Consider the following 24,848-nt stretch of genomic DNA (forward strand, 5'->3'; position numbering starts at 1 on the left):
TCAATCAGCTGCGAACGACCGAGAGGAAACGACCGTCGTGATTGAAGGTGCAGGTAAAGTCGACCGCATCATCGTCGGTCTCGTACTGGCCATAGACCTTGTATCTGTGGCCACTCTCTTCTGCCGACTCGGTGGTGATATCGCGCGGGGAGACATGGAATTTGCTGGCTGCTTCCCCCGAGCAGTAACGGGGCATCTTGCTGGTGGCCATATGCTGGTCATCGCTATCGTCATGCTGGCCATCATGCTCGTGTTTGTTATCGCTGTGCTTTTTCCCAGCGTAATAGCCAGCGGCGCCGATGGCCCCCAGTGCAGCTGCACCTATCAGGACTTTCTTGGTATCCATATTCTGGCAGCCGCTCAATGCCAGACAGGCGGCCAACCCCATTACCATCAAGGAGTGTTTCATCTCTCGGATCCTTTCAATTATCAAATGAGCAAGTCGGTGTCAGCCGGGCGCTGGTCACTGGGCCCGGCGCTGGAATGGCGCCACTTTGCAATGGTCAGGATGAAGAGGACACTCAAATAAAATTAAAAAAAGTTATAAAAATCCGGGAGCCGGAGCGAGCGCAGTATGGGGTAAGCGGTGAGGGGATAAGGGCGCAGGTTTCATCCATGCGGTAAGTAGTGGTGTGGGGCAAGTGTCTGTTTTTAGACTTTTATTTCTCTTTATATTTTATCAAGGGTGATGGCTGCTTGTTGTGCGGCGGCCAGCCATGCTGGCGGTGGATAGCCGTCTCTATCTTCAACTGGGCATAAAAAAGCCGCTCACCTGGGTGAGCGGCTGTTACCATCAGAACCGTGCAGTTCGCTATCAGGCTGGCTGCTTGCCATCTTCCGCGGGCGGCGGCAGGGCGGCGGAGTTGGACTCCACCTTCTGCTCTTCGCCCTGCATGTTCTTGATATAAACAAGACATTTGATATTAAGTGTTTGTTTTATTGTGATTTTATTTTTTTCGATCTGCCAGGGGGTCACATTTAGGGTCACTCATTCTGCAATCAACACTAGCTCATAGGGAATTGTTGCCCTGCTCTTTGTCTTTCCGCATGACCAACTTAACCAAGCTCTCCGAACATTGCGCCAATTCTGCGGTGCGGGCGATGCTACACCCCTGAGCACGGAACATGCGGATCTGCTCATGCTTGGTGGTATCTGCTTTGCGGCCAGTGTAGGCACCACGTTCCATTGCCAGCCTGATGCCTTGTCCCTGTCGTTCGCGGCGAGTGGTGTAATCTTCATGAGCCATTTGAAGGGCCAATTTGAGCAGCATTGACTGCATGGCATCCATGACTATCAGGGCTGTGCCGGTCATACCCTCGGCGATCTCTGACAAGTCCACTAACCCTGGCACGACTAGCTTGGCTCCCTTGGCCTTGATGCTGTCGATCAGCCTCTCTGCCTGCAGCAGAGGCAAGCGGGTGATGCGGTCTATCTTCTCGGCAATTACCACCTCGCCCGCCTGCAATTCTTCAATCATGCGCAGTAACTCGGGGCGGTCGGCCCGGGCTCCGCTCGCCTTCTCTCTATACACGGCGGCGATGTAGTAACCCTTGGCTTTCGCATCAGCGATGATGCTCTCTTGCCGAGTGGTGTCCTGGTCTTCGGTCGATACGCGAAGGTAAACACGGGCGATCATCATCAGGGGGATCTTCTGGGCAATTTGGGTATGCTTATTTTGACCGGGTGCTTCTGCTGGGTCAAATTGCGGTTATAGCAACCCTAAATAACCACCCATAAAATGACCATTCTAAAAATCCACTCTTATGACCTGGAAAACCCTATTTCTGATATCAGAAACCCTTCTGAACAGGCAAAAACGGGCATTTTCGCCTTCTGGCTGACTCCCGGCCTCCTTACCCCAAAATCGACTGACGGAAAGTGAAAGATTTTGAAGGATTCTGAAGGATTATTTCGAGGGTACTTTCTCTATCCCGCCCCAGATATGGCGCGGCTTGCGGAATATCTGTCAGGTGAGTGATTTCCCACACATAAAGCGGGCAGGCGAGGCGGGGCTTCAACTGCGCGCGCTGGGTGCTGGCAGGGGTCGGTAAGCGGCGCCTGCCGCTCTGGGCCGATGCTTGAGGATCAGGGAGTATGTCGGACGCGGTTAGCGGGTCGATGCCGTGGTGGAGCGCTCAGGCCGCCAGATGAGAGGCAAAACAAAGCCCCACGGTAGGGGGCCTTTCTTACGCCATTCAGGCATCACATAGGACGCCATGTAACTGTAGCCTCGCCTATGCAGCCTGCCCTGTCAGATCTGACAGTCGGTAGAGGGTGAACCGGATGATTTCCTCCCCAGCCCAGTCATTGAGCACCAGCAGACTTGTCTTAATGCTGCCGATCTCGTTGATGTCGAGCACCTCCCGCTGGTTGAGCACAGGGGCCGGCTCGCCAAAGCTGAACGTCTGAATGGCGTCGCCGGGTTGCTGGGTCGCCGTCACCTTTGCACACTGGGCGCTGACTGGGTCGGCAGGCTGCGCCAGCCGCTATCTGCCGCACTGGGTGAGAGAGTGATGAACTGCCCGAGGCCCATGGATGCTGCCAGCCAAGGCAATGCAGCTGCAGCTACGAGGCTCTCAGGCGGTTTGGTGAAGGCCGCTGATAGCTTCCAAGGCGCAGGTGCAAATGCTCGGCTGGTATGTGCGGTCAAAGCCAGCACGAACCGCCGTCCATCTTGGGCTTTGGCCCCGCAGGGCCGACACGTATCACCCGCGCTACGAAGTGGGGCAGGGGATACGTAACAGTCGGTTACTTTGCGTACGCAACTGCCTTACAACCACACCAAAAAAAATCCCAACACTAAATTGACTCGGTTGGATAGCTTGGTGGTGAGTGCTGTCATGGGACAGCAGAGGAAGGGGTGAGGTATGTATCAGTTTGGGCATGTGGAAGCGTATGCACGGAAACCTCAAAAAGGGGGCTGGAGTGTGCATGACATCGCGAGCGAGGCCGAACGAGTGCCCGCACATTGCAAGCATGTGTTGATGGCGAAGGAGCCCATCCGCGTCTTTGGCTGTTCGCCGAAAGAGGCGGTTGCATTGGCTGAAGCTTGGGGAGCTCAGGCCAAGGATGGGTTGGGGAGGAAACTGCGTTCAGATGCACCGGTGCTGCTCGCAGGCATCCTCTCCTATCCGAAGGATGGGCAGGAGTGGTCAGCGTTCAAGGCGCAGGCTTTGATCTGGCTCAGGAAGACGTACGGTTCGGCCCTCAAGTCGGTGGTGGTGCACCAGGATGAATCGCATCCCCACCTCCATTTTTATGCAGTGCCAGAGTTCGGGCAGGACTTCAATGTGCTGCATCCTGGTAGAGCTGCAGCCGCAAAAGCCAAGCGCAATGGTGACCAGAAGGCACTCCAGCAGCGGGCTCACAATGAGGCCATGAGGGCTTGGCAGGATCGGTTGTATCTAGAGCTTGGACGGGATTTCGGACTGGCCAGGATCGGGCCAAAGCGCCAGCGGCTGACAAGGCGCGAGTGGAAAGCCCAGCAAGCGGCCCAGCAGGCTATCCTCGCGGCTGAGCGGGCGGCGAAGGCAGAGGCCGTGTTATCAAAGCAGCAGCAAGCCAGGGTCATGCTGCACATCGAGGGACGCGAGGTCGGTCTCCTACGCAAGCAGCGGCTTTACGACAGGGCAGAGCTGGACAGGGTACGCGACCGGGCCTTTGCCGAGGGGATCACTGTGCAGGTGGACAGGCAGGGCGAAGCCGCGAAGATCGTGGCGGAACGTCGGATTTTTGTCAGCGAGAACATCCTCAAAATTGAGGGCGATTCGAAGAACATCCAGGCTCACCTGGCAGAACAGGAGGCCGCGATGAAGGCACGCGAGGGGGCTGTGGCCGACCAGGAACAGCGGCTCCAGGCTTGGGCGGTGCAACTCACCGAACAGCAACGGGAACCTCTGGCAGAGATGGAGGCCAAGCTGGCGCTCGCAAGGCGTAGACTGGAGGAAAGCCAGGATCGGGAGAAGGCCCTGAAGGCGCGGGTTGAGCGGGCAGAGCGGCTTCCCATCCTGCTCAGCAAACTCCGCAAAGAGTTGCGCCAGCAGTTACCAGAAGCGGTGCTGGAGCTGATACCTAGGCAGAGCCATGGCTACGGGATGGGATGACCAGGAGTGATTCAACACGATCTCGATGCGGGGAAAGCCTCACGACCAGACGCAGAAAATATGAAGCCACCGCTCCAGGTGGCTTCATCGGTTTCAGACTTCACGCACCGCAGCAGCCCGGATCCGTTGAAGTTCTTCTTGCTGTAGCCGCTCAAGTTCGGCTTTGGCTAGCTTGATCTGGTGATTCAGTGAATGGCGCGAAGAAGGGCTGCCCCAGGACTTGGACAGCCTAACAATCGGCGGGCGATTCATGACGACACCCAGTGCCTCAGCATCCCCTTCCCAGCTCACTCCATCGCGGCTCTCCAGTTGTGCCACCACGCTTTTGATGAACGCTTCCGATGGTCGAATGGCTGGTTGTGCGCCAAGGGTAAACTGGTAGGCGACTTGGGTATCAAACCCCAGCGAGACCTCGTTACGGCATGCATTATCGAGAATAGATTCATACCGGCGCAGTTGCGCAAGGTGCTGACACAGCTCGCCGATCAGTTCCTCTGCTCGCTGCCTGAATGACGCCTGGGCGTTCTTGAACAGCAAGGTAACGATGCGAGTACGGGATCTCACCTCATCACAATAGAGCGGCCAGCCCTTGCCCTGCTGCACATGTCCGATCATCAGTTCCTGTTTCTTGAACAACGCGATGTCGTCCAGCTCGATCTGGATCTCGCCAGTCCGGCTGATGAGGTCGCGATATTCTTTTGCCGATAGAGATCCACTGGCCCTTCCGGTCATTCTCAGCTCAGACAATCGTGCCAGTTCATCCAGCAACTCCTTCTCTCTGGCCGGGGATATCTCTAGCAGGCGCTGGCGCTCGCCTTGATCCCATTCATCAAAGGCCGCCCGTGCGGCCCGTGCTTGGTCGATGGCCTGCTGCAGGGTGATCTCGCCGTTGTTATGAGATTCGGTGGTCTGGGTGGGTTCCATTGTGTGACTCCTTAGCAGTCGGTTTCGGTCAGGTGGGCCAGAGCGGTTTGCAGTGGGCTATTGGTCTTGGTGGTGAAGTTCATCACCCCGGCCTGCCCGAGGGTCAGCAGCCCCAATGCCCCCGACAAGAGCAGCAATTGCTGTTCATCGCGCGGGCTGAGGGGCAGTTTTACCAACTCGTCTGCCTTGCCTGCGTATTTACGCAGGTCTTCCCGGGTCAGGCCGTCCAGCATATCCAACAAGATTACTTCTTGTTGCTCGGACACTTTGGGCTTTGCCGGATGGTTGAGCATGTGAGCAAAAATTCGGCCGCAAATCGCGCAGTGGTTAAGTTGTTTGGTCATGGTGTTTTCTCCAATGGGTCAGGGCGTACTTGATGATTGGTTGAGGGGCTTGTGTGGCTGGCACTGGATGCAGAGACCGACGACACTCAGCACCACCCGACAAATCGCCAACCAGGTAGAACCTGGCTTGAAGAGGCCTGCGCGATGATGGGGGCGGGCAGCTTCATGCACAGGTCACACCTTCAACGTGCACGGTCTCCAGCTTGGCTAGGTCGATCCCTCGTTGCTGCAACACCGGCTCAAGTTCGGCCCGGATGAAACGGATCCGTGCTCCCTTGGTGAGTTGCATGGGGCGGGGCAGCTCCCCTCGTTCCACCATGGCGTTCAGGGTGCCAACGCCACACCCGATCAAACGGGCGAGGTTGGCGCGGTCGATAAACATGGGTTTTACCATGGCCTGGCTCCTGTTGTTGTTGGTTGGGGTGGCACACAGTACCAACCGGCTCGCTAGCTCGATTTCAGTTGGGGAGGGGCTGACATACACCACCAATCACTGAAATCTGCCTGTGTGCCACCGTGGGCAGAATGCGGCAGTAATGCGAAGGGGGCAAGTTGGCGCGGGTGTGTAGGGCGCTGGCACACTCGCGATGTTGGGAGAAATGGGGATGGTCTGCGTGCTCGGGGTGATGTGGAAGAGACTGGGGGAGGTTGAAGGAGGGGGATCACGGACTGTTCCACTTACTGGGTATCAGAAAGCACAACGGCCCAGAGTGGGCCGTTGCTGTGATGTCAGTGGAGGATGCCGAACGGTGAGGGGATCAAGCGGGGTGAGTCGGGTGAACACGGGCGGTCATATCGACCCCGAGCACCTTCATGACGGCCAGCATGGTCTTTAGCGTCGGGTTGCCCTGCTCGCTAAAGGAGCGGTACAGCTGCTCGCGGGCCAGCCCGGTCTCCCTGGCCAGCTCGGTCATGCCTCTGGCGCGGGCAACTACTCCCAGTGCCTTACCTGATTCAAGACACGAAAATAAATTCGCCAGCCAGAGAGAAAATGTCATTGACGCTGGCCTCCTAAATTTGCTATTCGCGCACGCATGCGCACACACGCTATTAAAATTTTTGCTGGATCAGGTGGTTCACTGGTTCCGGCACCCCGCAAAGCCGCGTCACGACTGGGTTTGTGAGTGAACCAGTGGCGAACCAGTCAGTGGTTCCGCGAACCAGCGACTGGTTCCGAACCCAAAATCTCTCCGCATCAGGAACCAGTGGAACCAGTACGGAACCAGTCATATTCCATCTACTGGTTCCGTCTCTAAGCCTTATGCAGCAAGGGATAGAGCTATGTAGGAACCAGTGAACCACTAAAACCACTATATTTTGTTCCCTGCGCACGCATGCGCGATTAACTCGGTTGAATGAAAAAGTAAAGGGCCGCATCACGGCGCCCCTTTCTTCCTTCTGGCTGGCTTCCCTGTCTGTTGGTTCATCAATCCTCCGGGGTTTCCTCCCCTTCAGCCTCATCGGCCAGGACCAGCTCTGTCATCACATAGACTCGCGCCCGCTTTCCGCTCGGGAGTGGCCTGAGCAACTGATAACGCCCCTCACCTGCGAGAAGGTAGCCTGCATCGGCTGACAGCTTGGCGGCCTTCTTGGCATCCCGTCCGCTTGTGATCTCAAGCCATCCGGAAGGATCAACCCAGAACTCAAGCGCCTCATTGCCCCCCTGTTTGGGATTGCGCCGATAACCCACCACATTGGCTGGTCGGTGATTGGGATCGCTCACATCAACAAAGCGGGTGTACTGATGTGCCCTCACAAAGGCGCGGATCTGCGCCAACGTTGCGGCATCCTCCTTGTTGCCCAGGTGTCCCCGCTCATGCAGCCACGCCTTGAGGCACACCCGCACGGCGCGGATGGCCTCTCCCCGTGGCCAGCCGGTGATCCCAAGCTCAGTGGCCAGCTCCCCGGCAGCCGCCACCAGAGCGAAGCGGTTGATGGCCCGCCCGACCTGATTGCCGGCACCCTCCGGGGTCAGCTCAATCGCGAGCCGCTTGATCTCGGACTTCAGGCGCTCCCTGTGCGCTTCCTGCTCGGTAGCCAGGGCCTCGGCATAGGCACGAAAGGCGGTGCCGTGCTCGCGCTTGCAGGCGTCGTTCAGCGCATCGGCAAAGGCCCGACCGTCTGCCTGGCCATGCAGAGTTTCAAAGGCTCCGTGCTTGTCGGTGTTGCTCGGAATCTGGATGGTGCGCACCTCCATCCCCGCCTGGGTGCGTTTGCCCACCTCGGCGGCGTGATCCTCCAGGGAGAGCTCGCCCGTCGAGAGGAACAGCAGCCGCCACGCCTTGCGCTCGCGCAGCTCGCCATCCTGCCGGCTGCGGCCCTTGCCCTGGCCGTTGGCCAGCATGTAGGCCACTTGCCCGGCCTCGCGCCCGTCGAGCTCACCCAGTTCGTCCAGGCACAGCAGGGCATCGTTGCGCCGACTGGCGATCCCCTCGATAGCGTTGCCGGTCGCCCGCCAGGTGTGACAATAGCGGTCAGGCTGGCCATAGACGCTAGCGGCAGCCTTCATGATCGTGGTCTTGCCATCGGTGCTCTCCCCCTTGAGGTGGAATCCACCCCCTTCCTGCCCCACCAGTGACAGCAGGGGCGCGGCGAAGGCCAGCGACAGGGCAAAGCCCAGGCGGGAGTTGCCCACGGCCACGGCGGCGATTTGCCGCTGCCAGTCGGCCAGCGTCCCGGCACTGGTGAAGTCGCTTGGCAGGTAGCCCGTCGATTGCAGGATCACCTGGTCAGCCTCTGGCCCAATGCCGCCCCCCGGCAGCACATAAGCCTTGCCATACCAGCCGGTACGCTCGACGCAGGTCACCCGCCGTTCGGGCTGGCACATCATCAGATAGACCGCCAGCTTGTCGAGCTTCTTCAAGTTCACAAAGGGCAACCCACCATTGAGCAGTGACGCCAATGCTTCCTGGCCGCCACGGTGTACCAGCATGCTGACTGGCATCGCCCATTGCCGGGTGCGGCCTGCCCGATCCTGCCACTCCAGCAAGCGCCCCTGACCGTAACCCGCTTCGTCAGAAGTCTCGGCGACCACCCGTAGTACAGGACATAGCAGGGTTTCCTCCTGCCTGGCGCTATTGCCGGAGCCCACCCACTCATGGACATAGAGCATACCGTCTCTGATCTCATAGCCCTCTGGCAGTTCCTCACCATCAATTGGTTGATCCTGCTCACCTTGCACATTTGGCACAGAATGCAATGGGATAACTTCGGCTCGCGGCCCTTCCTTCTGGCTGGCCTCTTGCTGCTGGGTCTGTTCAATCTGGCTCATGATGGCTCTCTTGGTCTCTTCAAGGCCATGGGCCTGGTGGTAGTCGTTCCAGTCGCCTGCAGTGGGCGGTAGTGCTACCACAGCCCCCACTGCAGCAGCGGCTTGCTCGGCCTTGGTCTTGCCCGGGTTGCCCGTAGTGGTGGCATCGTTGTCGGCAGCAAGCCATAACCGGCACGGTTGCAAGGGGTCGTCCATCCCCCTCACCACCTGAGCGATGGCCAGCAAGTTACCCGCATCCATGGCGCAATAGACTGTTGCCCCAGTTGCGAGGTGAACGCTCAGACCGGTGGCGTAACCCTCGCAAACTGCCACCAGGGCACTGCCCGGGATCCGGTGGCAGGCAGCCTGCTTCTGACCACCGGCAAGGTAGTGCCTCACCCCGTCATGGCGGATCAGCTGTACGTTCACCAGTTCGCCGGTCTCGCTGTATAGAGGCACCACCAAGGAGCCAGCGGGGAACGACTCTTCCCCCACTCGGATCAGGGTGCTATTCAACAGCCCACTAGGCCAGCTCAAGCGCTTATGTGCCAGATAAGGGGATTGGCCAGGCTTACAGTCGCCAGGATATCTGCGGCGCGTCTGGCGGCTTTCTGGCGCTTAATCTGCTGCTGCTGTTGCTCTGCATCAGCTCGCGCCCGCTGTTGCTGGCGCATTTGCTCCCGATCTGCTTCTGATATGGCAACATGTGAAAGGCCAAGCGCATCAGCCACCAGTCCCGCCGCGTCCTTCGGTGGCTTACCGGTTACACGGCGCACCAAATCCAGGCCATCCCCCGCTCCACAGCGGTTACAAATGTAAGTACCGCGCCCCCCCTCGTCATCGAACCGGAATGGGTTATTACCGCCACAAGCCGGACAAGCCCCATGTTTATTACGTGGTGGTACCACGATCCCCAAAGATGCCAGCAGGCCGGGCCACTGGCCAACGGCGGCCGCCGCCACGTCAGAAACAAACGTTGCCCGGTTCATGCGTCACCCCCTACCTGCAATCTGACCAACTCATTGAAAGCCCGCTCGTCCAAACCAGCCTTTAGCTGGCGGGCCTGTGTGGCAGTAACGACCCTCGCCATACCGTTGGTGCTGGCAATGAAGGCATCACGCTGCTGACTGCAGGCAAAGGCGCTCAGGCTACCCGCTTGTGAACGTTTGCCGGTCTTGGGGTTGGCTGGGCCAATGAACGTGGGTTGTTGGGCTGCTGGAGCCCAGGCGTAATAGGTCATACACCCTCCCTGAGCTGGGCTAGCTCAACAGCTTCAAACTCGGCCATGACCGGTGCAAGCAATACGCTGAGCTCACAGGGCTCGGTGTGAGATTGATTTCCCTCAATCACTTTGAGCAGCATGGTGACATAGCGATTGATCCGCTCAGCAGGCGCCGCCAGTGGTGTCCGCACGCACCCAACCTCCAGCTCATCAAGCTGTATTTGTAAGGGGCGCAGCAGCTCAGATAGCTCCAAATAGAGCATTGTTTCGGTATTGGCGTTACAGACATTACACAGCGCAGAAGTGAACAACGCGGCTTGATCAAACAGGGCTTGAGCCTGGATAACCTGACGGGGTCGATGGGCTGTTTCATGCTGCAACCCCCTTGCTCGGGGTGCGGGACAAAAACACCAGGGGTAGACCGGCCAGATGGGCGCGGGCCTCGGCCTCGGTATGGGCGACGGTGGAAACGGTGCGGATGCGGCGCAGCTCGGCCAAACGGCACGGGCGCGGGGCGATCAGAAAGGTGAAGGTTTTGGATACAGCTAGGGTGGGGATAGTAGCCATGATGGCAGCCTCCGAGTTCGATAGATTTTCGCTACCGACCAGAGTTCCTACACTCATGGCGGTAGCCCGAGCGGGGGTAGGAATACCGGCGAACCCAGAGGAAACCGGCCAGCCTCGCGGCTGCCCCGCCCGAGCCACCATTACACAGCAGGGGCCGCCGACCGGATAGGTCAACAGCGCCCAAGAAAATGGGGGTCGAGCACCAACAAAAAACCACGCAAGCGCGTGGGTTGGCGCTGAGTTCAATTCCGGGTTCCTACGCCCGGCAGCGGATTTTGCCGCTGCGAGATAAATCCTACTCCCCCGGACGTTCTCTGACAAGTACCGGAAAGCGGCTCGGTAAAATTGAGGCAGTGCGGGGTGTTTGCTACAGTGTCTTGGCTTACTGATGAATGGGTTGGGTAAGTGAGCGGGTAGGGGGGAGCGTTGGGCGCTCCCCCTTTCGTTTGTGTGTAACTGGGCCAGGTTGCATGAGCCCGGTTTTAGCTCCCCAGCAGGAATATCCGAAAACGTGGGTCTGTTGTAATTCATAATGACTCCCCAATACATTTTAAAAATGTCAGATCGCTGAAATTTAAATAAAAGAGCCCCTCGGTTATAAAAACCGACGCGATGACTTTTTTAATTTAAGCTGTGATGGCCGCTGCTGCGGTCACGCAATGCCAACGCTCAACCAGAAATGTGTGAGCCACTGGCGCTTAGATGCATTAATTTATAAATATAGCCAGAGAGATATCAGGCATTACCGCTCATTCATCCGTTGTAATAGCCAGGCATTAACCTCGCTCTCCCCAGGCTACTGCTTTCGGGCCGATGGTGATGGGCTTAGGGAAATCCCCCGCCTTTATTTTTAAATATATGGTGGGTTTCGACATGCACACCCTAGCAGTGACGTCACGGATTCTCAGTAGTCGGATGTTTTCAACGCTCATCGCTATACCTCATTGAATGAAATTAAAAAATTCTTGCCAGCGTTGCCTTGGCTTAACAAAACGATACACACCCTCACCAGCCAAGACAAGTGGGCCTAGGCCGTGTGCATAGCGCCATTATGTAACGCGACGGTTAATCCAGCGCCGCCCCTTGGGGATAGATGGGTATAGTTGGGCATAGCTGGTTTTATCACTAAAATGCACCAACAAAAAAATTACAAAAAAAATTAAATAAATGAGCGTAGTCACGCCATACACAAAGACAGATGTATCCGTTTAGGATGTCTGACCACATTTTTTAGAAGCACCACCTCTTGGCTAGACCGAGTAGTACATCCATTTTTTACTTTGGAATGCTGCGTTTGATAAAACGATACTACCTAAGACCCGCTAAAACAATGTCGAATAATTTTAATAAATTGATTTTTGAAAAATCGTGTGAATATTTAGTTTTGAGCAGCGCGAGGTTGCGCAATATGATGCGGTGTTGCGCAAAAATGAGCTGCATTGAACTTATTAATGCAGAGTAAGTGAATTTAAAAAAATCGCTCAGATGCGTTTTATTTTAAATGTGCAATGCACGGTGGCATGAACTGATGGAGTGGGGAGGGGGGAGGGGCTGTGACCAGCCCACTCCTGCAGATGCGCTGGGTGTTATGGTGTGGGAAGCAAACTCTCAATCAAGGTAGCCCAAAGCTCTAGGGCCTCTTTTCGTTCTTCAAAGAATTGATAGTGGTTGTAGGTAGCAACTATCCCCTGAGACTTTAGGCTGTGATTTAGGCACATCTCAGCCACCTCCTGCTTAACCCCCAGTTCTGCGAGGTGGGTTCGGGCTGTATGGCGTAGGGCATGCACGTTGAGTTCCTCAATCCCCTCAACATGTTGCCGAAGTGTCTTAATCGCCCTATTCAGGGTGTTTTGTGCCATATGAGGTTTGGATTGCCGGCTGATAGCGGGAAAAACATAATCGCTACCACACCCCAGATACTTGGCTTCCTTGAGCCAAGTCACTGCCAAGGTGGGCAAGGGGATCGTAATCCCTTTCTCCATCTTGGTACGTGCAGGCAGCGTCCAGGTCTGTGCATCCAGGTCAAACTCACTCCAGGGGGCCTTCAGCAGCTCCATCTTACGGCCACCCAATAGCAGCAGCAGATAAAAGGCCAGTTCACAGCTTGGGCTGAAGCTGCGGCATGGGGGAATTGCTGCCAGCACCTCGGCCAGTTTCTCCCGAGTGAGGTAGAACTCTCGGGGGTGGATCTGGCCACCGGCGTCGGCCTTGGTGAAGGCAACAGCGGGGTTACTCTCCACGATATGCAGCTTGACGGCGTAATTGAACAGACGTTTCAGCCAATCAAGAATGCTGTTGGCCATAGCATGGCTTCCTCTATTCACGATGCCATGCAGGATCTCGTCAATATGGCTCGGCTTCACCTCACCGGGGCTCATTTTGCCGATGGCGGGGATGATATGGTTCTCGAACCGCTGCCGGACAGCCTTCGCATCCTTACGCTTACCCTCGACATGTCGGGTTAAGAAGTCATTAGTTAGCGCCGTCACAGTGAGACGGTTCTGTGCTGCAGCATGCTTGGCTTGCGCCTCACGTTTACGTTCCTGCCGAACACTGGCGACGTCTATCCCACGGGTAATGTCGGCCATCATGAGTTTTGTCTCGTCCAAAGCCTGCTTGAGCGACATAACGTCGACGTGGCCTAGCAACATCTTGCATTGCCTACCCGCAAAGCGATAACGCAGACGCCAGAACGGACGCTGGTACTTCTCTGGCCAGCAGAGGGCAAGGTTAGGGTAGACCGCCTGGTTATCGAACCGCTCTCCCTGCTCGCCCCTGCGCATGAGATCCTTGAAGGCTTTGTCAGCCTCTTTTCTCGTGGTGATCTTGCTCAATGGTGTGACCCTAAAAGTTTTTTTCAGACATAAAAAAGCGTGACCCCAGTGTAATTAGGGTCACGCTTAGGGTCACATCTTTTTTCGTTTCGATTGGTTTTTGGTGGTAATGGTTAGTAATAAGCCACTGTTATTACGTTGATTTTTTACCATCCTGTGCCGGGGCTGCCATTTCAGAACCATCGTTCATGTTTTTGATATAGACATCCATCTGGTTGAAGGCGATCTCGATGCCGTTCTCGCGGAACAGCTGGTCGATCTTGCGGTTCAACTCGTCCACCGCCGGGTTGCGATCACCCAGTTCGCTCACGAAGAAGCGCAGCTCGTGATCCAGAGTGCTGGCGCCAAAGGTGAGGAAGTAGACGATGGGAGCCGGGTCTTTCAGCACCCGGCTGTTTTCGTCGGCCGCTTGCTTGAGCAGGGTGCGAGTCAGTTCAAGATCTGAGCCGTACGCCACGCCCACCCGTACGATCACCCGGGTGACGGTGTCACTCAGCGACCAGTTGATGAGCCGTTCTGTCATCAGTTGCTGGTTGGGGATGATCACCTCTTTGCGGTCGAAGTCGGTCAGGGTGGTGGCGCGAATGCGGATCCGCGAGACGGTACCGGAGAAGGAGCCGATGGTAACTGTGTCACCGATCCGCACCGGACGCTCGAACAGGATGATGATGCCGGAGACGAAGTTGGAGAGGATCTCCTTCATGCCGAAACCGATACCGACTGACAGACCACCCGCTACCCACTGCAGCTTGTCCCACTGTACGCCCATCATGGAGAGAGCGGTGAGGGAGCCGAAACCGATCAGCACGTAGTTGAGCATGGTGGTGATGGCGTAGGCGGTCCCCTGAGCCAAGTTGAGCTTGGAGAGCACCAGCACCTCCAGCAAGCCCGGCAGGTTGCGCGCCAGTGACCATGCACCGCCGAGCAGCAGGAAGCCGATCAGCACGTCACTCAGGCTGATGGGGAACAGCACGGCGTTGGCGCCAGTGCCTTCACTGCGGTGCCACAGCACCATGCTGTCGAGGTAGGAGAAGACCGCGACCAGGTCGGACCAGAGCCAGTAGAAGGCGACGCCGAAGATCAGCATCAGCACGGTACGGGTCAGACGCAGGGACTGCTGGCTGACATCCTCCAGATCCATGGGCTGCTCTTCGATGGACTCGCCACCTTCCGCATCTTCCGAAGATTTGTGCTCACGCTTGGCCACCGCACGGCGGTAGGCCAGACGACGGGCAGCCAGCTCCAGACCACGCAGGGCGGTGCGGTAAACCAGGCTCCAGATGATGATGAGGTAGAAGGATTCGATCAGGCGACCGGTCAGCTTCAGCGCGGTGTAGTAGTAACCGAGCACGGCCAGCACGATCAGCGCCACCGGCGCTAGCGCCAGAGCGATGGCGATCAGCGACTTCTGCATGCTCGCCTCGCCCTTGATGCGGGCGCGGGAGATGGGGAACACCAGATAGGCGGCCAGCCCCAGCAGGGTCAGGGTCATGGCCTGGCCGATCACGTCGTTGCCCAGGGTGGAGGGTTCAACCACCGCCTTGGTCGCGAGCATGATGAGCGGCAGCAGTGGCAACCAGATGTAGCGCATGCTGTTGCGCTTGGCCTGCAGCTCCGCTTTCGGGATCCGGAAGTGGGTTTCGGCGATGCCGCCCGGGCGCATCACCGCCAGATAGACGCTGAACACCAGATAACCGAGGGCGAGGTTCAGGGTGATCTGGAACATCAGCTTGGGACTGAGCAGACCGCAGTAGGTGAGCAGCAGACCGCCAGCCAGAATGAACATGCTGCCCGGCAGGCGTTGCAGCACGGTATAGAGCAGGGCGCGCGGGGTGTGCCACTGGCTGTCCTGACGGAAACGGCCAAGGTCCTTGGTGATCTTCTTCTCGCGCTCAACCAGTGCCGGACGTTTCCAGACCAGCAGGCCGCCGATCAGCAGCAGCGGGAAGGCGAGCAGGGAGATCCCCAGCAGCTCTTCGCGCCAGCGTTTCCAGTCCGGTTTCAATACCCAGTCGGAGGCCTGTTTGTAGGCCTGGGCGGGCCAGCTGATAAACCACTTGCTATCGATGGGCTTGTTGCTGCTTACCCAGAAGATGTGTTGCTGCAGGGTAAATTCGATAGAGGCATAGACCCGCGCCAGCTGCTGCTGGGTCAGCTGCAGGCTGATGGCGTTGGTAAGCTGGCTGTCGAGTTGGCGGTTGAGCTGATCGAGCAGATTGATACGGGTATCGAGCAGCTTGGCAAGGCTCTCCTTGTCCTCTTCGCTGACCGGATCCTTGCTGCCGGCGATCAGATTGTCCAGATATAGGTTCTTCTGGAACAGTTGGTCACGCTGCTGGCTCAGTTCAAACTGGGCCAGATGCAGGTCGGCGATCTGCTCTTCCAGGTTTTTGACGGCGATGGTGGGCGCCGCTTCCAGCTGCTGGTAGAGCTGATAGAGGATGCGTGACAGCAGCAGATTGCCCTTGAGCATCTGCACCTGTTCATTGAGGTTGCGCTCGGTCTGGATGCCGCGCTCCAGCCAGCTCTTGGCTTGCAGGTTTTTCTGGACCAGCGAGTTGAGGCTGGTGGTGGCACCGATCAGCTGCTGGCTGAGCTGGTGGTTGAGCTCCTGCTCTTTTTGCACCAGCGGGCTGTCTTCGGTCGCCACCAGTTCACCGGTCTGCTCGGCGGTTTTTTCTGTGTCGCCGAGGCGCTTGGCGCTACTCTGATCCTGCAACAGCTGCAGTTTCTGCTCTTCGCTGGCGAGACGGGCACTCTGGTAGTCGCGCTGCTTGATCGCCAGATCCTGCATGCTGGTTCGGTTATCCAGCTCCTTTTGCAGGTGGGCCAGTTGCAGGTCGAGCAGGGCCAGCTCGGCACCGAGCTTCATCTTCTCGGCGCTGGAGACGCTTTCACCGGCGTTGAGGCGGGTACGGATCTCCTGACTGCGCTGGTAGGCGCGGCTCATGCTGGCCTGGGCCCGCTCCGGCAGGGTCTGCAAGCTGGTGAGCTGGCTGCCGATGGCGCCGAGGGCCTCCTGGGCCGCCTGCATGTTGGCCAGCACTTCCGGCTGACGGCTGTCGAGCTCTGCCAGACTCATGCTGGCGTATTCGCTCTTGATCTGCTCGGCACTCTTGCCCTTGGTCAGGGCATCGAGCTTGGCACTGATCTCTTTGAGTTCGGTGGGCAGGTTGCGGATCCGCTGGGCCTGGGTCTTGGCCTTCGCCTCTTCCTTGTCGATGCTGTCGAGCAGTCCGAGGGTTTCGGTCAGCAACTTCTGATCCGCTTGCTGACTGACGGTCAGGGTCTCTGATTTACCCAGACCATCCAGCGCTCGCTGAACTGCGTTGCGAGAGGGGACATCTTGCGCCATGGCTTGCGGCACGCAGAGGCTGGCAAGGAGACAGAGCAGCGGCAACAGGGTGGCCGAGACTCTTTTAAAACGTATTGAGGGCATATAACTTCCGGGTTATTACGCGATATTCGGGAGATTTCCCGCATAGATTAAATTCGCGTGGATTCTAACACCGGGCTTGTCAGGTAAGCAGGGGGGAGGGACAAAAAAAACGGCGCCCGCAGGCGCCGTTTTCAACTCGTTCAGCTCTGATTAAAGAACGTGAACAGAAGCGGTGTTGGTGGTGCCGCTCGGTACCAGAGCACCGGAGACCATCACAACCACATCACCTTTCAGACCCATGCCGATTTCCAGCGCGGCTTCTTTACCGATGCGATAGAAATCGTCGGTAGAGGCGATGCTGTCAACCACGTGAGCAACTACACCCTTGGTCAGAACCAGTTGGGCAGCAGTTTTCTTGTTGGTGGTGATAGCCAGGATCCAGGCTTTCGGGAAGTACTTGCGAATGGCCTTGGCAGATTTGCCGCCTTCGGTAGCGACCACGATCAGCGGGGCGTCCAGCTTCTCGGAGGTCTCTACGGCGCCTTTACATACGGCTTCGGTGATGCGCAGCTTGTTGCTGTCGTTGGCAGCAGACAGGTTGGACGGCATCACGGCATCGGTACGCTCGCAGATGGTGGCCATGATGGTCACTGCTTCCAGCGGGTACTTACCCTTGGCGGATTCACCGGACAGCATGACTGCGTCGGTACCGTCCAGGATGGCGTTGGCAACGTCACCAGCTTCGGCGCGGGTCGGACGCGGGTTCTTGATCATGGAGTCCAGCATCTGGGTGGCAGTGATAACCACTTTGCGGGCCTTGTTGCACTTGGCGATGATCATCTTCTGGGCGAAGATAACTTCTTCAACCGGGATCTCTACACCCATGTCGCCACGAGCAACCATGATACCGTCGGAAACAGCCAGGATCTCGTCGAAGTTGTCCAGACCTTCCTGGTTTTCGATCTTGGAGATGATCTGGATGTTCTCGCCACCGTGGGCTTTCAGGTGCTCACGGATTTCCAGAACGTCTTCTTTCTTGCGGATGAAAGAAGCAGCAACGAAATCAACACCTTGCTCGCAACCGAAGATCAGGTCGCGCTTGTCTTTCTCGGCCAGGGCCGGCAGCTTGATGGAGACGCCTGGCAGGTTAACGCCTTTGTTCTCGCCCAGGTCACCGTTGTTCAGCACTTTACAGATAACTTCGCGCTCGGTGATTTCGATAACGTCCAGACCGATCAGGCCGTCATCAACCAGGATGCGGTTGCCGACGCGCAGATCGTTGGCGAAACCTGCATAGGTCACGGCCACTTTGTCTTTGTTGCCAACCACGGTCTGGTCGGTGGTGAAGGTGAAAGTCTGGCCAGCGACCAGCGCGACGTCGTTGCCGCCTTCCAGCTTCATGGTACGGATTTCCGGACCCTTGGTGTCTAGCAGGATAGCTGCGTGCTTGCCGGTCTCGGCCATTACAGCACGCAGGTTGCTGATGCGGCTGCCGTGCTCGGCGTAGTCACCGTGGGAGAAGTTCAGGCGCATGACGTTCATGCCGGCGTCCAGCATTTTGGCCAGCATTTCTTTGGATTCGGTCTTCGGACCGATGGTGCAGACAATTTTGGTCTTTTTCATGTCAATCTTCATGGTTAAGGAATTTCCGCCGAGCAATATACACCAGTTTTTGGAATCTTTTTATGATCCAGAAACAACGTTTTGACCAGATAACGTTTTCTTTTCAGGGATAACGTTTTCCTGTGAGTCACATTTTAGAGCATACGGCCACAGGTTCGGGCTGAAGGGATACAAATGTTGCCATCTGTGGTTGTTTGGCCGGGTTGAGGTTCAGATGTTGTAAAATGACCACCCGTCCGCTGTCACCGTCTTGTCACCGGCTTGCGCAAAAATGTTAGTTCATTGGCGCAAGGGTGAAGGAGGCCGGGATGAAAAACAGCCATGAAACCGGATGGGCTCTGCTCTTGCTGGGCGCCGCCCTGCTGCTGGTTCAGACACTGCCAGCCCGCTACTGGCCTGATAATGCGCGACTGCTGGCGATTTTCTCCCTCCCAGTGAAAGGGGAGGCGGCCGCCGAGGGATTGGCGTGGCGAGAGTGGCAGGATCACAGTGCAGCGACCCGGATGGCGCTTCGTGCAGCCCGACCGCAGCCGGATGCGCCGCAGCCTTGATATCTATTGCTGCTTACCGGTCGTGAAGGCGTGAAGGCGTGAAGGCGTGAAATTATCAACCATTAGTTGATAGTTCTTATCTATCTTGCTGGATTGTCCACCTTTCATGGCGGGAGGATAATCGATTCCAACAGCGATATCCCCTCCGGTATCGCCCCCTGATACTTTGTTGGAGTCCGCTTTATGTCCCTCGCCCCCGTCTGGTTTATCTCTCACGGCGCACCGGATCTGGTGCTGCGTGAGCAACCCGCCACCCGCTTTCTGCGAACCCTGCGTCTGGGTGAGCTCAAGGGGCTGGTGGTCATCTCCGCCCACTGGTTCAGCCGCGAGCTGCAGATCAACGTCGAGCCCAAACCGGCCTTGATGTACGACTTTTACGGCTTTCCCGAGCCCCTCTACCGGATGCGCTGGCCTGCCAGCAGCCCCGAGTGGCTGCAACAAGGGGTGAGCGACCAGCTGGCACTGGCCGGACTGACCGCCACCCCGGTGCGGCGCGAGCTGGATCACGGGGTCTGGTCGCCGCTCTCCCTGATCGACCCAAACAGCGAGATCCCGCTGGTGCAGATCTCCATTCCCGCGAGCTTCACCCCGGCCCAGTTGTGGCAATTGGGAGAGGTATTGGGGGCGCTGCGTAGCCAGGGGATTGGCATCCTCGCCTCCGGTGCCATCACCCACAACCTGCGGGCGCTGGCACCGGAAGGCTCGCCAGTGCCGGAGTGGGCCAGCCAGTTTGTCGACTGGCTGGAGCAGAAAATGGCCGACCAGGATCGGCTGGCGCTGCTCGACTATCGCCTGCAGGCTCTAGGCGCGGTGGAGTCCCATCCCCACGACGATCATCTGCGCCCACTCTTTGTGGCGTTGGGGGCGGCCGATGGTGTGGCGCCCACCCGGCTGCACGAGAGCTGGGATGGCGGCAGCCTCTATATGGGCGCCTACCGCTTCGGCTGATAGCCTCTCAGCAAGACCCCGCCAATTGGCGGGGTCTTGTTATTTACGGCGTGGTGGACCGATGGTAGTGGTGATTGAGCCGAAGGCTCTCAGGGAACCACTACCCGGCTCTCGCCGCCGCCGAGGGCTTCGACTCTGATCTGCACGCCAATCCGCTCTACAAGCGTCTGAACGTGGGAGATGACCCCGATCTGGCGACCGGCGGCTTGGAGGGAGTCGAGGCTGGCGAGCGCCAGATCCAGACTGTCCGGATCCAGGGTGCCAAACCCCTCGTCGATAAAGAGCGACTCGACCTGGGTCTGCCGTGACGAGAGGCTGGAGAGGGCCAGCGCCAGCGCCAGCGACACCAGAAAACTCTCGCCGCCGGAGAGAGAGTCCACCGAGCGCACCTCGTCCCCCATATCGAGATCCACCACCTGCAGCGCCAGATCGGTGCCGGGCACCCGCTCCAGTCGGTAGCGGGGCGAGAGCTCGGCGAGCTGGGCGTTGGCCTCCAGCAGCAGACGCTCGAGGGTGAGGCTCTGGGCGAAGGTGCGGAACTTGGCGCCGTTGGCTTGCCCGATCAGATCGCACAGCTGCTGCCAGTGGTCGGCCACTGCCTGCTGGGCGGCCAGCTCCTGTTGCAGGCTACCTGCCTTGAGCGCTGCGGCTTCGGCCTGTGCCAGCTTGCTCTTGCACTCGAACAGCTGTTCTTCAAGGGCGCGACAACGGGCATCGAGTGCCGCCAGTTGCTCGCTCAGCTCTGCATCCGGCAGGGCGGTCAGCTCGGGGTGATGTTCCCGATAGCGATCCCGCTTGCTCTCCTCCAGCGCCAGCGCCCGTTGCCGCTCGGCAAGACGGGTACGCGCCTCACCAAGGGCATCTTCCAATCCTTGCAGGGCCGTGCGGCGAGCCTTGAGCTCATCGGGGCTGATGGCGAGCAGACGGCGCAGGTCGTACTCGGCGATGCCGAGGGTACTGGCGTGGGCAGCCCAGCGCCCCAGCACCTCCCGCTTGCGGCGGCTGCTGGTCTGCTTTTCCTGCTCCACATGAGTGAGGCGGGTCTTGAGTTCGGTCTGCCGCTCCCGCAGAGCGTGGGCGCCGCTTTGCATCAGATCCAGTTCGCTGGCGAGTTGTTGCAGCCGCTGTTGCCAGCGGCTCTCGACTAGCGGGATCTCCTCGCCACCGAGACAACCGCTGCGGCTGGTGAGCAGCCCCTGCCGTTGCTGTTCGTGCTCCTTGTAGTCCCGCTCGAGTTTGTGCAGCAGCTCGCGCTGGGTCTGCAGGCGTGCCTCCTGCGCGCTCAGGGCGGGGGTGAGGCTGGCGATCTCGCTGGCCAGCCGCTCCCACTCGCTCTGGCCGTGCAGCCAGGCTTCGCAGGCTCGCTGCCACTCGTGCCACTGCTGGCTGCCGAGCCACTGGCGCCACGGTTGGCCGCCCATCTGCTCGTCGAGGCGGTGGGCGCCTTGCTCAAGGCGCTGGCGCAGGGTCGCCTCCTGCTCGCCCATCCCCTTCACTTCCCCTTCCAGCGCGATGCGCTGGCGATCGGCCTCCTGCCACTGCTGGTCAAACTGCTGGTGCTGGGCAGCCAGTTGGCTCAGTTGCTGACGCACCCCTTGCAGCTGTTGTTGACCAAGCTGGGCCTGACGCAGCTGCTGCTGGCTCTGGGCCAACCCCTGCTCCAGCGCCTGGCCACGGCCAAGCAGTGTGCTCATCAGCTCGTTCCACTCAATGGGGCTCTGGCGCAGCGGCAGCGGATGACCCAGCAGGGTATCGCCCCCCAGCTGTTGCCAGCGCTGGGTCAGCTGCTCGGCGCGGGCTTCCAGCTCCGGCAGATGTTGCTGACGCACCGCCAGCTGGCGGGCCAGCTCCTGACGCTCGCTCTCGCACTGAATGTACTGATGGTTGAGCCGCTCCCACTCCAGCTCCAGACTGCGGGCCCGTTCCGCCAGCTGACCCAGGATCCCCGCCACCTGGGGCTGGCTCTGGCTGTAGGGGTGCTCCCCGGAACCGCACAGCGGGCAAGGTTCGCCATCGCTCAGGATATGGCGATACTGCTCGAAGCTGGCGATGGCGCGGGACTGCTCCAGCGCGTGGCGCGCCTCATCCCGCTGCAGGGCGAGCCGCTCGCGGGCGGGGACCAGCTCTTCGCCAAGGGTGGCGAGCTTGCCCAGCGCCTGCTCCAGCTGGGCAATCTCCTGCTGCAAGCGGCCATGTTGTTCGCCGTGGTTGCGGCCATAATCGGCCAGCTCCAGCAGCTGGCGCAGCTGGCCCAGCTGTTCGGTTTGCTGCTGCCACTGCTCCTGCGCCTTGGCGAGGCGGCTCTCCCACTGCTGCTCCTGCAACTCGTTCTGTTGCTGTTGCAGCCGAGCTTGTTCATGTTGCCAGTAGTCGCGCTCTTGCTGGCCTTGCTCCAGCTGGCGCTGCAACTGTTGCAGGGCGCGCAGCTTGTGATCCCGCAGGGTGAGCAGTTGCTGCAGCTTGTCGGCATCCTCGGCCCAATCCTGCATGGCGCTGAGCAGGGGCTGCCACTGGCGGGCCACCGGTGCCAGCTCCTTGTGCTCTTCGAGCCAAAGGCCCCACTGCTGGTGCTGCTGCTTGAGCAGCTCCACCTGTCGGCTCTGCTCGCGCCAGCCCTGCTCCAGCGTGAGTTGCACTTCTCGCTCCTGTGCCCCCTCCTGCTGGATCTTCTGCAACTGCTGCACTTTCTCCCTGATGCGGGTATCGAGCTCTTGTGCCCGCTTGAGTTCGGGTTGCAGGGCACCCCATTCCCGCTCGGCGGCGATCTTCTCCGCCAGCAACTGCTGTTCGGTCAGCGCGCTCTGCTGGGTCTGCTCCTCGAGTTTGGCCAGCTCCGGCCCCAGCTCGGCGATCAGCTTCTCCTGCTGCTGTACCTCAAGGGTGAGGCGGGCCAGCTCGTCGTGATCGGCGCGGGCCACCTGGGCCTGTTCGGCACGAGCGAACTCCTCGCGCTCGGGGGCCGCGGCGCCGTGGGCCTGCAGGGCGGCATCGAGCGCCGCCTGCCCCTCGGCGCAGCCCTGCAGCTGGGCGGCAATGCGGCTATTGAGGTCGCGCAAGTCCTGCATCAGCTGCTGTTGCTGCTGTTCGTGCTTGAGGGTGGTGGAGAGGCTCACCTGCTGGCTTACCCAATGCTCGCGGGTCGCTTCATCCATCAGTGCCACGTCGCCGAGGCGCTGGGCGATGGTGGCCAGCTTCTGCTGTTCTTCCCGCGCCCGTTCATAGGTCTGGATGGAGATGGCGGAGTAGAGCTCGGTGCCGGTCATCCGTTCGAGCAGAGCGGAGCGCTCGTTGGCATCCGATTTGAGGAAGGCGGCAAACTCCCCTTGCGGCAGGATCACCGCGCGGCGGAACTGCTCCCAGGAGAGACCCACCAGCTCGTCGATGCGATCCTGCAGCTCCCGTTTGCTGCCGGAGAAAACCTGCCCTGACTCCACATCGGTCAGGGTGCGCTCCTGCGCCTGAAAACGCCCCTCCGAGCGATTTCGCGCCCGGCGCACCGCCCAGCGGGCCAGCCAGATGCGACCATCGCAGTCACGAAACTGCACCTCGGCAAAGCCGCTGGCGTGGCCGCGACTGAGGATGCCACGCACGTCGTTGGCCTTGAGCTTCTCTTCGTCATCCATGCGGCCCACTTCGGCCACGTTCTTGCGATTGGCAATAAAGCGCGGCATCTCGTCGTAGAGGGCCAGACAAATGGCGTCGAGCAGGGTGCTCTTGCCGGCGCCGGTGTTGCCGGTGATGGCAAACAGACCGGCGGCGCCGAGCGCCCCCCTGGTAAAGTCGATGGTGAAGGGGCCGGTCAGACTGGCCAGATTCTCACCTGACAGAGACAAGATTTTCATTGGTTTGACTCCTTCGCCTGCTCCAGGATCTCTTCAAACGAGGCAACCAACTTGGCCTCGGGTTCCCCCTCGAACTGGCGCTGATAGCAGAGGCGAAACACCTCGGTGGGGAGAGCTCATCGAGCCTGCGCCGCTCGCGACCATCGGCCAGCCCTTCGCCCGAGCCTTGATATTGGGTGCTGATGCGGGCCAGCCGCACCGGTTTGTCTGCGATGGCGGCGAGAATCCGCTCGCGGATGCGCGCCTCGGGCTTGGGCAGCAGCAGCCGCACTTCGAGGAAAGGTTGTGCCTCTTGTGGACAGGCAGGCAGCTCGAGCGATGCGATGGCGTTCAGCGCGTCGTCGAGGGTGCTCTGGGGCAGGCGGATCATCTCCACCGCGCGGGGCACCGGGAGCCGCTCCAATCCGGTCAGTTTGCCTTCTGCAAAGGTCACTTCCAGCACCTGATGGTTGTAGTTCGCTTCGGCGAGCGATAGCGGTAGCGGCGAACCGCTGTAGTGCACCCCCTCGGCAGGGCTCTGGGCCAGATGGAGGTGGCCGAGCGCCGTGTAGTCAGCACCGGCAAAGAGTTCGGCGGGCAGGGCATGTTGGTTGCCGCCGAGCACCCGCCGCTCCGACAGCTCGGAGAGCTGGCCCGCCGCCAGATAGGCGTGGCCCATGGCGATGAGTGGCAGCGCCTCCCCGCAGCGAGCGCGCCCTTCGGCAAGCACCTCGGCGTAGACCTGTCGAACCCCTTCGATCAGCCTGTCCTGCCCCTCTGCCAACTGCTCCACCCGCAGATCGCTGCTGCGCAGGAACGGCACGGCGGCGCACCAGGCGGCGATCTTGCCCTCCTTGTCTTGCAGCGGTACCAGCAGGCGGTCGGTCTCGAGCTTGCCCTCACTGTCGCGGCTGATGCTGCCCACCAGATGCAGATCAAAGGCGCGCAGCAGCTCGTGGGGGGCATCGAGCTTGGAGGGGGAGTCGTGGTTGCCGCCGATCAGCACCATGTTGAGGCGGGGCATCTCGGCGCGCAGCCGCGCCAGAAAACGGTAGAGTTGCTGCCAGGCGCTGGCGGGGGGATTTGCGGTATCAAACAGATCGCCCGCCACCAGCAGGGCGTCGATCTCGCGCGCCTTGAGGGTGTCGCTCAGCCAGTCGAGAAAGGCATCGTGTTCAAAACGGCGGTCATGGCCATGAAGTTGATGGCCAAGGTGCCAGTCGGCGGTATGGAGGATTTTCATTGGAAAGCAGCCCGGTTGCAGGGACGGTGCCTGGGGCA

The 24,848-nt window shown here is 59.4% G+C and carries 19 protein-coding genes and 2 pseudogenes; 3 read left to right on the forward strand and 18 right to left on the reverse strand.

Features of this window, described 5'->3' with window-relative positions; genetic code table 11:
• Positions 1–4: 4 nt before the first annotated feature.
• From ACTG2B_RS05950 to ACTG2B_RS05965, 4 genes are all read right to left on the reverse strand, one after another.
• Complete coding sequence (locus ACTG2B_RS05950) at positions 5–409, reverse strand: hypothetical protein (RefSeq protein WP_042052664.1); 405 nt, start codon at positions 407–409, stop codon at positions 5–7.
• 405 nt (positions 410–814) lie between these two features.
• A complete protein-coding gene (locus ACTG2B_RS05955) occupies positions 815–976 on the reverse strand; it encodes a hypothetical protein (protein WP_438417346.1) in 162 nt (53 codons plus the stop codon).
• 34 nt (positions 977–1,010) lie between these two features.
• Complete coding sequence (locus ACTG2B_RS05960; RefSeq protein WP_438417347.1) at positions 1,011–1,640, reverse strand: recombinase family protein; 630 nt, start codon at positions 1,638–1,640, stop codon at positions 1,011–1,013.
• 595 nt (positions 1,641–2,235) lie between these two features.
• A complete protein-coding gene (locus ACTG2B_RS05965) occupies positions 2,236–2,442 on the reverse strand; it encodes a hypothetical protein (protein WP_406568163.1) in 207 nt (68 codons plus the stop codon).
• A gap of 426 nt (positions 2,443–2,868) precedes the next feature.
• On the opposite strand from ACTG2B_RS05965, the gene ACTG2B_RS05970 reads away from it, so the two are divergent.
• Positions 2,869–4,104, forward strand: coding sequence for a plasmid recombination protein (locus ACTG2B_RS05970; protein WP_438417348.1), 1,236 nt, complete (start codon positions 2,869–2,871; stop codon positions 4,102–4,104).
• A 93-nt stretch (positions 4,105–4,197) separates the two neighbouring features.
• Here the strand turns inward: ACTG2B_RS05970 and ACTG2B_RS05975 are convergent, their stop codons facing one another.
• The 12 genes and pseudogenes from ACTG2B_RS05975 to pykF all read right to left on the reverse strand — a co-directional run bounded on the left by ACTG2B_RS05975 (position 4,198) and on the right by pykF (position 18,247).
• Positions 4,198–5,028, reverse strand: coding sequence for a hypothetical protein (locus ACTG2B_RS05975; RefSeq protein ID WP_438417349.1), 831 nt, complete (start codon positions 5,026–5,028; stop codon positions 4,198–4,200).
• Positions 5,029–5,039: 11 nt separating this feature from the next.
• Complete coding sequence (locus tag ACTG2B_RS05980) at positions 5,040–5,270, reverse strand: hypothetical protein (RefSeq protein WP_438417350.1); 231 nt, start codon at positions 5,268–5,270, stop codon at positions 5,040–5,042.
• 265 nt (positions 5,271–5,535) lie between these two features.
• The gene (locus tag ACTG2B_RS05985) at positions 5,536–5,766 is read right to left on the reverse strand and encodes a helix-turn-helix transcriptional regulator (RefSeq protein ID WP_408816428.1); all 231 of its coding nucleotides are present in this window, start codon (positions 5,764–5,766) and stop codon (positions 5,536–5,538) included.
• A 364-nt stretch (positions 5,767–6,130) separates the two neighbouring features.
• Positions 6,131–6,370 carry an addiction module antidote protein gene (locus ACTG2B_RS05990; RefSeq protein WP_438417351.1) on the reverse strand — a complete coding sequence of 80 codons (240 nt, stop codon included), beginning with the start codon at positions 6,368–6,370 and terminating at the stop codon, positions 6,131–6,133.
• Between the two features lie 428 nt (positions 6,371–6,798).
• Positions 6,799–9,611 (reverse strand): annotated as a pseudogene (locus tag ACTG2B_RS05995) (DUF927 domain-containing protein).
• A complete protein-coding gene (locus tag ACTG2B_RS06000; RefSeq protein WP_438417353.1) occupies positions 9,608–9,862 on the reverse strand; it encodes a hypothetical protein in 255 nt (84 codons plus the stop codon). The pseudogene ACTG2B_RS05995 and the gene ACTG2B_RS06000 overlap by 4 nt, the downstream one beginning before the upstream one ends.
• Entirely contained in the window at positions 9,859–10,224 is a 366-nt protein-coding gene (locus ACTG2B_RS06005; protein WP_439995346.1) for a hypothetical protein, read from the reverse strand. The genes ACTG2B_RS06000 and ACTG2B_RS06005 overlap by 4 nt, the downstream gene beginning before the upstream one ends.
• Positions 10,214–10,960 carry an ash family protein gene (locus ACTG2B_RS06010; RefSeq protein ID WP_318841494.1) on the reverse strand — a complete coding sequence of 249 codons (747 nt, stop codon included), beginning with the start codon at positions 10,958–10,960 and terminating at the stop codon, positions 10,214–10,216. Before ACTG2B_RS06010 ends, ACTG2B_RS06005 begins: the two co-directional genes overlap by 11 nt.
• 227 nt (positions 10,961–11,187) lie before the next feature.
• The gene (locus ACTG2B_RS06015) at positions 11,188–11,343 is read right to left on the reverse strand and encodes a helix-turn-helix transcriptional regulator (RefSeq protein ID WP_439995347.1); all 156 of its coding nucleotides are present in this window, start codon (positions 11,341–11,343) and stop codon (positions 11,188–11,190) included.
• Positions 11,344–11,997: 654 nt separating this feature from the next.
• On the reverse strand, positions 11,998–13,245 hold the full coding sequence (locus tag ACTG2B_RS06020; RefSeq protein ID WP_438417354.1) for a tyrosine-type recombinase/integrase: 1,248 nt from the start codon (positions 13,243–13,245) through the stop codon (positions 11,998–12,000).
• A 133-nt stretch (positions 13,246–13,378) separates the two neighbouring features.
• A complete protein-coding gene (gene mscK, locus ACTG2B_RS06025; RefSeq protein WP_439995348.1) occupies positions 13,379–16,684 on the reverse strand; it encodes a mechanosensitive channel MscK in 3,306 nt (1,101 codons plus the stop codon).
• Positions 16,685–16,834: 150 nt separating this feature from the next.
• Positions 16,835–18,247 (reverse strand): pyruvate kinase PykF, encoded by a 1,413-nt coding sequence (pykF, locus tag ACTG2B_RS06030; RefSeq protein WP_031227651.1) that lies wholly within the window; start codon positions 18,245–18,247, stop codon positions 16,835–16,837.
• A 308-nt stretch (positions 18,248–18,555) separates the two neighbouring features.
• Here pykF and ACTG2B_RS06035 point away from each other — a divergent pair, with 308 nt between their 5' ends.
• A complete protein-coding gene (locus ACTG2B_RS06035; protein WP_158112893.1) occupies positions 18,556–18,798 on the forward strand; it encodes a hypothetical protein in 243 nt (80 codons plus the stop codon).
• A gap of 183 nt (positions 18,799–18,981) precedes the next feature.
• Positions 18,982–19,746 (forward strand): DODA-type extradiol aromatic ring-opening family dioxygenase, encoded by a 765-nt coding sequence (locus ACTG2B_RS06040; protein WP_439995349.1) that lies wholly within the window; start codon positions 18,982–18,984, stop codon positions 19,744–19,746.
• A gap of 89 nt (positions 19,747–19,835) precedes the next feature.
• Here ACTG2B_RS06040 and ACTG2B_RS06045 read toward each other — a convergent pair whose 3' ends face one another.
• Positions 19,836–23,588, reverse strand: a complete 3,753-nt coding sequence (locus ACTG2B_RS06045; RefSeq protein WP_439995350.1) for an AAA family ATPase — start codon at positions 23,586–23,588, stop codon at positions 19,836–19,838.
• A pseudogene (locus tag ACTG2B_RS06050) lies at positions 23,585–24,810 on the reverse strand (exonuclease SbcCD subunit D C-terminal domain-containing protein). The gene ACTG2B_RS06045 and the pseudogene ACTG2B_RS06050 overlap by 4 nt, the downstream one beginning before the upstream one ends.
• Between the last annotated feature and the right edge of the window lie 38 nt (positions 24,811–24,848).

It is taken from the genome of Aeromonas sp. 30P, from assembly GCF_051919805.1.
In the GTDB taxonomy this organism is placed as follows: domain Bacteria; phylum Pseudomonadota; class Gammaproteobacteria; order Enterobacterales; family Aeromonadaceae; genus Aeromonas; species Aeromonas veronii.

Bases quoted from the DNA above. Each gene is read 5' to 3' on its own strand.
- ACTG2B_RS05960 (WP_438417347.1), bottom strand. From the start codon at position 1,640: ATGATGATCGCCCGTGTTTACCTTCGCGTATCGACCGAAGACCAGGAC.
- ACTG2B_RS05975 (WP_438417349.1), bottom strand. From the start codon at position 5,028: ATGGAACCCACCCAGACCACCGAATCTCATAACAACGGCGAGATCACC.
- ACTG2B_RS06010 (WP_318841494.1), bottom strand. From the start codon at position 10,960: ATGTATTGGGGAGTCATTATGAATTACAACAGACCCACGTTTTCGGAT.
- ACTG2B_RS06040 (WP_439995349.1), top strand. From the start codon at position 18,982: ATGTCCCTCGCCCCCGTCTGGTTTATCTCTCACGGCGCACCGGATCTG.
- ACTG2B_RS05985 (WP_408816428.1), bottom strand. From the start codon at position 5,766: ATGGTAAAACCCATGTTTATCGACCGCGCCAACCTCGCCCGTTTGATC.
- ACTG2B_RS05970 (WP_438417348.1), top strand. From the start codon at position 2,869: ATGTATCAGTTTGGGCATGTGGAAGCGTATGCACGGAAACCTCAAAAA.
- ACTG2B_RS06000 (WP_438417353.1), bottom strand. From the start codon at position 9,862: ATGACCTATTACGCCTGGGCTCCAGCAGCCCAACAACCCACGTTCATT.
- ACTG2B_RS05990 (WP_438417351.1), bottom strand. From the start codon at position 6,370: ATGACATTTTCTCTCTGGCTGGCGAATTTATTTTCGTGTCTTGAATCA.
- pykF (WP_031227651.1), bottom strand. From the start codon at position 18,247: ATGAAAAAGACCAAAATTGTCTGCACCATCGGTCCGAAGACCGAATCC.
- ACTG2B_RS05950 (WP_042052664.1), bottom strand. From the start codon at position 409: ATGAAACACTCCTTGATGGTAATGGGGTTGGCCGCCTGTCTGGCATTG.
- ACTG2B_RS06015 (WP_439995347.1), bottom strand. From the start codon at position 11,343: ATGAGCGTTGAAAACATCCGACTACTGAGAATCCGTGACGTCACTGCT.
- ACTG2B_RS06035 (WP_158112893.1), top strand. From the start codon at position 18,556: ATGAAAAACAGCCATGAAACCGGATGGGCTCTGCTCTTGCTGGGCGCC.
- ACTG2B_RS06045 (WP_439995350.1), bottom strand. From the start codon at position 23,588: ATGAAAATCTTGTCTCTGTCAGGTGAGAATCTGGCCAGTCTGACCGGC.
- mscK (WP_439995348.1), bottom strand. From the start codon at position 16,684: ATGCCCTCAATACGTTTTAAAAGAGTCTCGGCCACCCTGTTGCCGCTG.